Raw genomic sequence first — 8,737 nt, 5'->3', positions numbered from 1 at the left:
TCCGGAAGAACTCTGCCTTGACCTCAGCGGAAACGACCACGGTCCTCGCAACCCCCAGAAGAACTAGGCGTTGCGAGGACCGCTAGACCCCAAGCAGAAAGCGTTAACAGGGGGCCCCTCCTTGCACCGCTCACACGCGGGCCGGCTCCTTCTCGGCCAGGTGGGTGCGCAGGCCCTCGCCCTCGACGTCCACGTTGGGCAGGAGCTTGTCCAGCCAGCGCGGGATCCACCACGCCGCCGTGTTGAGCAGCGACATCACCGCCGGCACGATGGTCATCCGCACCACGAAGGCGTCGATCGCGACACCGGCGGCGAGCGCGAAGCCCATCGACTTGATCACCGGGTCGTCGAGGAAGACGAAGCCGCCGAAGACCGAGATCATGATGAGCGCGGCGGCGGTGACGACGCGCGCGCCGTGGCCCATGCCGTTGATCGTGGCCTGGCGCGCCGTGTCGCCGTGCACGTAGTCCTCCCGCATCCGGGAGACCAGGAAGACCTCGTAGTCCATGGCCAGGCCGAACAGGATGCCGATGAGCAGGATCGGCAGGAAGCTGACCAGCGGCCCCGGGGTGTCGAGGCCGACCAGCCCGGCCAGCGTCCCCTCCTGGAACACCGCCACCGTGATGCCGAACGTCGCGGCGACCGTGAGCAGGAAGCCCAGCGCCGCCTTGACCGGCACCAGGATCGACCGGAACACCAGCATCAGCAGCAGGATCGACAGGCCGACGACCAGCAGCAGGTAGACCGGCAGCGCGTCCGAGAGCTTCTCCGACACGTCGATGCCGATCGCGGTCGCGCCGGTCAGCAGCACGTCCGCCCCGGCGACGCCGGCGACCTGGCGGCGGATGTCGTGCACCAGTTCCTCGGTCGCCTCGTCGGTCGGGCCGCTGCGGGGGATCACCCCGAGCAGCGCGGTCCGCCCGGTCGGGTCGGTCTGCGGCGGGGCCACCGCGAGCACCCCGTCCGTGGCCTGGACCAGCCGGGCGACCTGCGGGGCCGCGGCGGCGGTGGCCTGCGGGGAGCCGGACGTGACGAGCACCGCGAGGCGGCCGGTGAAGCCGGGGCCGAAACCCTCCCGGACCAGGTCGTTGTTCACCCGGGCCGGCGAGCCCGCGGCGGCGGTGCCGGCGTCCGGCAGGGCCAGCCGCATGTCGGGGGCGGGCACCGCGAGCAGGCCCAGGCCGAGCAGGGCCACCAGGATCACCGGTACGCGCAGCCGGGTGACCAGGCGGGCCCAGCGGAAGCCGAAACCGGACCGGTCCTCGGCGGACGCCCCGGCCCCTTCCGGTCCGGTGTGCTCACCGGCGGCGACGCCGTTCGCCGGCGCGGCGGCTGCGGTGCTCCCGGCCCGGCGCAGCCGGCGGGGGAGGACCCGGTTGCCGGCGAAGCCGAGCAGCGCGGGGGCGAGGGTGATGGCGACGAGCACGGCGACGGTCACCGTGCCGGCGGCGGCCAGGCCCATGACGGTGAGGAACGGGATCTCCACCACGGCGAGACCGGCCAGCGCGATGACCACGGTGGCCCCGGCGAACACCACGGCGGAGCCGGCGGTGCCGACGGCGCGGCCGACCGCCTCCTCCGGGGACAGCCCCTCGATCAGGTGCTGGCGGTGGCGGGAGGTGATGAACAGCGAGTAGTCGATGCCGACCGCGAGGCCGAGCATCAGGGCCAGGATGGGCGCGGTGCTGGTCAGCTCGATGGCGCCGGAGAGCGCGTACAGGCCGGCCATGCCGACGCCGACGCCGATCAGCGCGTTGAGCATGGTCATCCCGGCCGCGACCAGCGACCCGAACGTGATGACCAGGACGATCGCCGCCACGAGGACGCCCAGCGCCTCGGTGGAGCCGACCTCCGGCTCGCCGCCGAGCACCTCGCCGCCCGGGGCGACCTGCCAGCCCTGCGCCTCCGCCTGCGCGCCCACCTTCTCGTACGCGTCGCGCTGGGCGTCGGTGACGTCGTCGGCGCGGCCGGCGAACTGCACCTGGATCAGCGCGTACCGGCCGTTCGGGGAGATCGCCTGGGACTGGTACGGGTCGACCGCGCCGACCACCCCGGGCAGGGTGGCCGCCTCCTGGGTCACCTGCTTGACCAGGGCCTGCCCCTCGGGCGTGGCGAGCTGGCCGTCCGCGGGCGCCTTCACGGCGATGGTGCCGGTGGCCCCGCTGGCCGCCGGGAACCGCTCGGCGAGCAGGTCGATCGCGCGCTGGGACTCGGTCCCGGGCATGGTGAAGTTGCTCGCCGTCGGGCCGCGCAGCGTCGCCGCGGCGATGCCGAGGCCGACGAGCACGACGAGCCAGACGACGGCGACGAGCCGCCGGTGGCGCAGCGAGGCCCGGCCGAGCCGGTACAACAGGGTCGCCATCAGATCCTTGTCCTCGGTCGTGGGTGGAGTCTGTCGTGGGTCAAAACGTGGTGGTGGAGTCGTCGCGGGGTGAGCCGCCGGGTCGACCGGGCGGCGTCGGATCGGCCTGCGGCGGGCCGGCCTGCGGCGGGTCGGTCGGCGGCACCAGCGCGCGCCGGACCAGGCCGAGCAGCGCGTCGCGCAGCTCGTCGTCGCCGAGGTCGTCGAACTCGCCGCAGGTCTCGGCGATCCCGGCGAGCACGACCAGGGCGGAGACCCGGGCGGCCGGGTGGGTCGAGTGGCCGGCGAACGCCGCGACCAGCCGTTCGGAGATCTGCTGCACGTGCGCGAAGGCCGGCTGCTGGAGCAGCACGGGGAACTCGCCGCGCAGCAGCGCGATCTGCCGGCGGAAGCGCACCGCGAGGTCGACGAAGCCGTCGGCGGCCACTCGCTGGGCCCGGTCGCCGCCGAGCCCGGCGATCCGCTGGCCGAGCTCGACCACCGCCGCCAGCTCCGGGGCCATCAGCTCGCAGAGCAGGGCCTCCTTGTTGGCGAAGTGGTAGAGCACGGTGGCCTTCGAGACGCCGACCTCGCGGGCGATGTCCTGCAACGAGGTGCCCTTGTACCCCGTGACGGCGAACCGCCGTCCCGCCGCCGCGAGGATCTCCGCGTGTGTCTCCGGTACCGCCCGCGCCATGCCGGCCACCTCCCGCCCACCAGCATGCCTGACCGATCGGTCAGACCCTGACCGATCGGTCAGAGGAATCGGGTGGCGTTGGCCACAGCCACGTCCGTTGGGGAGAGTCACCGGAACCGGCCCGCGAGCGACGCCGGACACGGCCCGCTCGAAGAACCGGGGCCGCCCCGGGACTGCCATGATGCGGGGATGACCGAGAACCCATCGACTCCCGTCGAGCGCGCGGACGCGCTGCGCGCCCTGCACAAGCCCGGCGACCCACTGGTGCTGCCCAACGCCTGGGACGCCGGCTCGGCCCGGGCGGTCGTCGCGGCCGGCTTCGCCGCCGTCGCCACCAGCAGCGCCGCCGTCGCCGAGTCCCTCGGGTACGCCGACGGCGAGGCCACCCCGGTCGAGGAGATGTTCGCCGCCGTCGCCCGGATCGTGCGCGCCGTGCCCGTCCCGGTCACCGCCGACCTGGAGCGGGGATACGGCCTGAGCCCCGCCGAGCTGGTCGAGCGGATGCTCGCCGCCGGGGTCGTCGGGTGCAACCTGGAGGACTCCGACCCACGCACCGGCGCGCTGTACGACGCCCAGGAGCAGGCCGACCTGCTGGCCGCAGTGCGGGCGGCAGCCGACGCGGCCGGCGTGCCGCTGGTGCTCAACGCCCGCATCGACCTCTACCTGCGCGGGGCCGGCGACCCGGACGGCCGCACCGCCGAGGCGATCCGCCGGGGGCGGCTCTACCGGGCCGCCGGGGCGGACTGCGTCTACCCGATCTTCCTCGCCGAGCCGGAGCGGATCGCGGAACTCGTGCCGGCCGTGCACGCCCCGGTGAACGTCGGCTTCAAGCCGGGCGGGCCGAGCCTGGCCGAGCTGGCCGGGCTGGGCGTGTCCCGGGTCAGCTTCGGCCCCGGCCCGTACCGGGTCAGCCAGGCGCGGATCGCCGGCCTGCTCGACGCCGTCCGCTCCGGCGCCAACCCGTACGCGTAAGGAAGGGCCCCCTGTTAACGCTTTCGGTATAGGAAGGGTCCCTTCCTAACCAGCCGGCCAGCCGGCCCGCCCGCCCGGTGGACCCGTTCCGGTTGCCTGGCGGCCGGCGGGGCGCGAGGGTGGGGGGATGAGCAGCGCGGAGCAGACCCGTGACGGGGTGCCGCTGACCAACCTCGACCAGCCCATCGCCCCCGACGCGGGGGCGAGCAAGCGGGACCTGGTCGACTACCTCGACGCCGTCCACGAGCGGCTGCTGCCGTGGCTGCGGGGCCGGCCGCTGTCGGTGATCCGGGTGCTGCGCGGGCAGGCGTCGTTCATGCAGAAGAACCTGCCGAAGTACACCCCCGACTGGGTACGCCGCACGTCGGTCTGGGCCGAGGCGTCCCACCGCGACGTGTCGTACGCGCTCTGCGACGACCGGCGGACGCTGCTGTGGTTCGCCAACCAGCGCGCGGTGGAATACCACCCGACCCTGGCCACGGCCGACCGCCCGGGGCACCCGACCCACCTGGTGCTCGACCTGGACCCGCCGGAGGGGGCGGACTTCGGCGTGGCCGTGGCCGCCGCCCGGCTGGTCCGGCAGGCGCTCACCGACGCCGGGCTCGCCGGTGCGGTCAAGACCAGCGGGGCGAAGGGGCTGCACGTCCTCGTCCCGGTCGACGGGGCGACGAGCGCCGAGGAGGCCGCCGCCGCCACCCGCGCCCTCGCCGTCCGGGCCGAGCGGCTCGACCCGGCGCTCGCCACCACCGCGTTCATCCGCGAGGACCGGGGCGGCCGGGTGTTCGTCGACTCGACCCGGGCGGGCGGGGCGAGCCTGGTGGCCGCCTTCAGCCCCCGGCTGCGCCCGGGGCTGCCCGTGTCGTACCCCGTGGGTTGGGATGTCCTCGACGCGGTCGCCCCCGCCGACTTCACCGTGCGGACCGTTCCCGCGCTGGTCGCCGACCGCGACCCGTGGGCGGGGCTGCTGCCGCCGCCGCAGCGCCTCCCCGCCGACCTGGTCGAGCAGGGGCGGGGCATCCCGGCCGCCCGCGTGCAGGCGATGCACGAGGGCCGCCGGCGGGCGCGGGCCCGCCGCGCCGCGCAGTCGCCGTAGCGGCCGGGCGGCCGGAGGGTGGCGCCCCCACCGCCGGGCCCGGGCCGGCCGGCGGCGGCCGTCAGCGGGCCTCGGCCCACGCGGCGAAGCGGTCGACGAGGCCGTGCGGTGCGTCGTCGCGGAAGCAGATCTCCAGGTTCGCGGCGGCTTCCCGGGCGGCTTCCTCGGCGCGCGGGAACACCGTCTGCTCGTACGCGGCCAGCGCGCCCTCGACGTCGTCGGGGTGGGCGGCGAGGGCCCGGCCGAGTTCGGCGCCGTCGAGCATGGCGAGGTTGGCGCCCTCCCCGGCGAAGGGCGACATGAGGTGGGCGGCGTCGCCGAGCAGGGTGACCCCGGGCACGCGGTCCCAGCGGTGCCCGATCGGCAGGGCGTGGATGGCGCGCGGGACCAGGGGGGCGTCGGCGTCGGTGATCAGTGCCCGCAGTTCGGGTGCCCAGCCGGCGAACTGGTCGAGCAGGAAGGACCGGGCCGGGTCGTCGCCCGGCCGCCGGCGTCCCGGGACCGCGCCGGCGTGGTCGACCCCGGCGAGCCGGTCCTCGGGCACCCGCAGTGCGACGTAGACGTGCAGGCTGCCATCGGTCTCCCGGTGGGCCAGGAAGCCCCGCCCGGGGCCGAGGGCGAACAGCATGCCGGGCCCGACGAGCGCGGCGTGCGCCGGGTGCCGGCGGTCGGCGTCGCGCAGGGTGATCTCGACGAACGACAACCCGGAGTACGCGGGCGTGGCGGCGGAGAGCAGCGGTCGGATCCGGGACCAGGCGCCGTCGGCGCCGACGAGCAGGTCGACGGTGGCGGTGCCGCCGTCGGCGAGGCTCAGCTCGTGCCGTCCGTCCCCGAGGGCGCGGGCGGCCGTGACCCCGCCGCCCCAGCGGACGGTGCCCTCGGGCAGGGAGTCCAGCAGCATCCTGCGCAGGTGGCCCCGGTTGACCTCGGGGCGCTCGCCGTCGCCCTCGTCGGCCTCGTCCAGGTGCGCGGTGCCGTGCCGGTCGAGCACGCGCACGGCCTGCCCGCCGGGGTGGACGAGGCGCAGGAACTCCTCGTGCAGGCCGGCGGCCCGCAGGGCGACCTGGCCGTCGTGCTGGTGGATGTCGAGCATGCCCCCCTGGGTGCGGGCGTCCGGTGCGGCGTCCCGCTCGTAGACGGTGGCGGGGATGCCGTGGACGTGCAGGACGCGGGCGAGCGTGAGGCCGCCCAGTCCGCCGCCGACGATGCCGATCGCTGGTGTGCGCACGGGGTCTCCTTCAGGTGTGGGTGTTGCTGGTTCCGGTCGACGAACGCGTTCCTGACGAACGCGTTCGACGTGGTCATGGAAAGGTGCCCGCGCGGCCGGGGGAGGTCAGTCGCCGCCCCGGCCGGCGGCGAGGCCGTCGAGCAGTGTGCCGAACGCCCACCGCACCCGCTGCTCGCCCGTGCCGGAGAACAGCTCGCCGCGGGCGCGGTGGAGGTGGGGATGGTCGGCCGGATCGGCGTCGAGCACGGCCGACACCTGCTGGCGTGCCTCGCCCTCGCCGTCGGCCGACTCGTGCCGGGTGCCCTGTTCGGCGGCCGTGGCCGTGGCGTGCTGCAACAGCAGGTCGACGCCCCATGCCGCCTGCCGCACGGGGATGCCGCCCGCGTGCAACAGGCCCAGCACCGCATCGACCAGCCGTAGGTAGTGCGGCCCGGAGGGGCGCAGCACCAGCGCCGACCGGGCCAGGCCCGGATAACCCATCAGGATCCGGGTGTACGCGTCGAGCAGGCCGATCACGTCCGCGCGCCAGTGACCGGCGTCGTCGCCGGACGGCAGCGGAAGGTCCGCGATCAGCGCGTCGAGTAGGGCGGCGTGCATCTCGGCCAGGTTGTCGACGTAGACGTACAGGGACGCCGGGCCGGTGTCGAGCTCCGCCGCCAGCCGGCGCATGGTGACCCGTTCCAGGCCCTCCTCGCGCATGACGCGCAGGGCGACGCCCACCACGCCGTCCCTGCTCAGCGGCGGCTTGGCGGGGCGGTCGCGGCGACTCACGGGAACGCGCCGAGGGCTCATGAACGCGATCGTAACGAACGTGTTCGTCAGCCGCAAGGCGCGCCCGCAGGCCGACGTGGCCTTCTGCGTTAGCGACTCCGGAAGGCGTCGACGACAAGGTCGAGGAGTCTGGAGACGCGACGCTCGCCTGGTGTCTCGAGGTGCCACAGGAAGCTCGCGAGGGTGATCAGGTCTTCGGGGCGGGCGTCCTCGCGGATGTCGCCGGACGCGATCCCTCGCGAGAGCAGGGCGTCGATCGCGGACAAGGTCTCGTCATACTGCTGCTGGTGCAGGCCGGCCTGGGTGGCGGCGTCCAGCACGTGGGCCAGGGCGCGCTTCTTCCGGCCGAAGGCGGCGAGGTTGTCCAGCCACGCCCGGAGCGCTTCCACCGGAGGGTGCGCGGCGGCGAGCGCCTCGGACGCGGCGAGCAGGTCCGCGAACTCGTCCTTGTAGACCGCTACGAGCAGGGCGCCTCGGGTGGGAAAGTGCCGGTAGAGGGTGCCCTGTCCGACGCCGGCCGCGCGGGCGACGGCTTTCATCGTCGCGTCGCCGTCGGCGTCCAGGGCCGCCCGGGCGACAGTCAGCAGTAGTCGCCGGTTCTCCTCCGCGTCGGCGCGCAGGCGTCGCCCCGGCTCGGTTCCGGCATCGGCCATGGGTCCTCCGGTCGTTCGGTGCCGCCTGTTCCAGGCGCACGTCGATCGCTCGCGTGTGAGTTCCTTGCAATCGGACACGTGTCCGCTTACGCTCAGAAGCGGACACGTGTCACTTTACTGGAGGGGGACCCTGGTGCACGACGGCGCAGCTCTGCAGGGAAAGACGATCGTCGTCACGGGAGCGAGCAGCGGCATCGGCCTGGCGACGGCGGAACTGCTGGCGCAACGTGGCGCGAACGTCGTGCTGGCGGCCCGGCGTACGGACCGGATCGCGGCGCTCGCGTCCGTGTTGCGCGACGGCGGCGCGCGGGCGACGGCGATCACCGTCGACGTCTCGGACGCCGACAGCGTGCAGGCGCTCGTCGACGAGTCGGTGCGGTCCTTCGGCGGCATCGACGCGTTCGTCAGCAACGCGGGCGTCGCGCGACTGGCGCGTCTGGAGGACGGGGACGCCGCGGATTGGAACGCGATGGTCGACGTCAACCTCCGTGGGCTGCTGCATGGTCTGACCGCCGTGCTGCCGGTGTTCCGCCGACAGGGGCACGGACACGTCGTAGCGGTCGTGTCGACGTCCGGGATCAAGATCTCTCCGACCATGGGCGTGTACGCGGCGACGAAGAACGCCGCCCGCACGGTGATGGAGGCGCTGCGGGCCGAGTCGACGGACGGGGTCGTCCGCACCACGGAGATCTCGCCTGGTTTCGTCCGGACCGAGCTCGCCGATGGCATGGATGAGGTCTCCCGTGAACAGATCCAAGCGGGGATGCGCGCGTTTGGCCTGGATCCGGTCGCCGTCGCCCGGGCGGTGTGTTTCGCCCTGGAGCAGCCGCACGACGTCGAGATCGGGTCGCTGACGATCCGGCCGACGATCCAGGACTGAGCAGCCGCCACGGTGAGGGCGCAGGGCAGGTCGGCTACGCGTTCACGGCGCATCGGGTCGGGACGCTGACCGGGTTTCCCCTGGTCGGCGGCCTTTTCGTGC

7 protein-coding genes and 1 pseudogene are annotated in these 8,737 nt (G+C 74.4%); 3 read left to right on the top strand and 5 right to left on the bottom strand.

Translation table 11 applies throughout. The features are described 5' to 3' along the window. Nucleotides 1-130 precede the first annotated feature (130 nt). Together ACFYWL_RS19785 and ACFYWL_RS19780 are read right to left on the bottom strand one after the other, a co-directional pair. Nucleotides 131-2,362 carry an MMPL family transporter gene (locus ACFYWL_RS19785; RefSeq protein ID WP_386974642.1) on the bottom strand — a complete coding sequence of 744 codons (2,232 nt, stop codon included), beginning with the start codon at nucleotides 2,360-2,362 and terminating at the stop codon, nucleotides 131-133. 139 nt (nucleotides 2,363-2,501) lie between these two features. Beyond that, nucleotides 2,502-3,038: pseudogene (locus ACFYWL_RS19780) on the bottom strand (TetR/AcrR family transcriptional regulator); the annotation flags it as partial. Between the two features lie 189 nt (nucleotides 3,039-3,227). On the opposite strand from ACFYWL_RS19780, the gene ACFYWL_RS19775 reads away from it, so the two are divergent. After that, nucleotides 3,228-4,010: an isocitrate lyase/phosphoenolpyruvate mutase family protein gene (locus tag ACFYWL_RS19775; RefSeq protein WP_386974640.1), complete on the top strand. Its 783-nt coding sequence runs from the start codon at nucleotides 3,228-3,230 to the stop codon at nucleotides 4,008-4,010. Between the two features lie 127 nt (nucleotides 4,011-4,137). Then, complete coding sequence (gene ligD / locus ACFYWL_RS19770; protein ID WP_386974638.1) at nucleotides 4,138-5,103, top strand: non-homologous end-joining DNA ligase; 966 nt, start codon at nucleotides 4,138-4,140, stop codon at nucleotides 5,101-5,103. A gap of 61 nt (nucleotides 5,104-5,164) precedes the next feature. Here ligD and ACFYWL_RS19765 read toward each other — a convergent pair whose 3' ends face one another. The 3 genes from ACFYWL_RS19765 to ACFYWL_RS19755 form a co-directional block, all read right to left on the bottom strand. Further along, complete coding sequence (locus ACFYWL_RS19765) at nucleotides 5,165-6,331, bottom strand: FAD-dependent oxidoreductase (RefSeq protein ID WP_386974636.1); 1,167 nt, start codon at nucleotides 6,329-6,331, stop codon at nucleotides 5,165-5,167. Between the two features lie 105 nt (nucleotides 6,332-6,436). Continuing rightward, nucleotides 6,437-7,123 carry a TetR/AcrR family transcriptional regulator gene (locus ACFYWL_RS19760; RefSeq protein ID WP_386974634.1) on the bottom strand — a complete coding sequence of 229 codons (687 nt, stop codon included), beginning with the start codon at nucleotides 7,121-7,123 and terminating at the stop codon, nucleotides 6,437-6,439. Nucleotides 7,124-7,191: 68 nt separating this feature from the next. Continuing rightward, the gene (locus ACFYWL_RS19755; RefSeq protein ID WP_386974632.1) at nucleotides 7,192-7,755 is read right to left on the bottom strand and encodes a TetR/AcrR family transcriptional regulator; all 564 of its coding nucleotides are present in this window, start codon (nucleotides 7,753-7,755) and stop codon (nucleotides 7,192-7,194) included. Nucleotides 7,756-7,888: 133 nt separating this feature from the next. On the opposite strand from ACFYWL_RS19755, the gene ACFYWL_RS19750 reads away from it, so the two are divergent. After that, on the top strand, nucleotides 7,889-8,635 hold the full coding sequence (locus ACFYWL_RS19750; RefSeq protein WP_386974630.1) for an SDR family oxidoreductase: 747 nt from the start codon (nucleotides 7,889-7,891) through the stop codon (nucleotides 8,633-8,635). Nucleotides 8,636-8,737 lie beyond the last annotated feature (102 nt).

The organism is Micromonospora sp. NPDC002575 (assembly GCF_042889525.1).
Lineage (GTDB): Bacteria > Actinomycetota > Actinomycetes > Mycobacteriales > Micromonosporaceae > Micromonospora > Micromonospora carbonacea.
The sequence above is the reverse complement of the archived record's forward strand: the minus strand, read 5'-3'. Positions and strand labels throughout refer to the sequence as shown.

Bases quoted from the DNA above. Each gene is read 5' to 3' on its own strand.
- ACFYWL_RS19785 (WP_386974642.1), bottom strand. From the start codon at position 2,362: ATGGCGACCCTGTTGTACCGGCTCGGCCGGGCCTCGCTGCGCCACCGG.
- ACFYWL_RS19775 (WP_386974640.1), top strand. From the start codon at position 3,228: ATGACCGAGAACCCATCGACTCCCGTCGAGCGCGCGGACGCGCTGCGC.
- ligD (WP_386974638.1), top strand. From the start codon at position 4,138: ATGAGCAGCGCGGAGCAGACCCGTGACGGGGTGCCGCTGACCAACCTC.
- ACFYWL_RS19760 (WP_386974634.1), bottom strand. From the start codon at position 7,123: ATGAGCCCTCGGCGCGTTCCCGTGAGTCGCCGCGACCGCCCCGCCAAG.
- ACFYWL_RS19755 (WP_386974632.1), bottom strand. From the start codon at position 7,755: ATGGCCGATGCCGGAACCGAGCCGGGGCGACGCCTGCGCGCCGACGCG.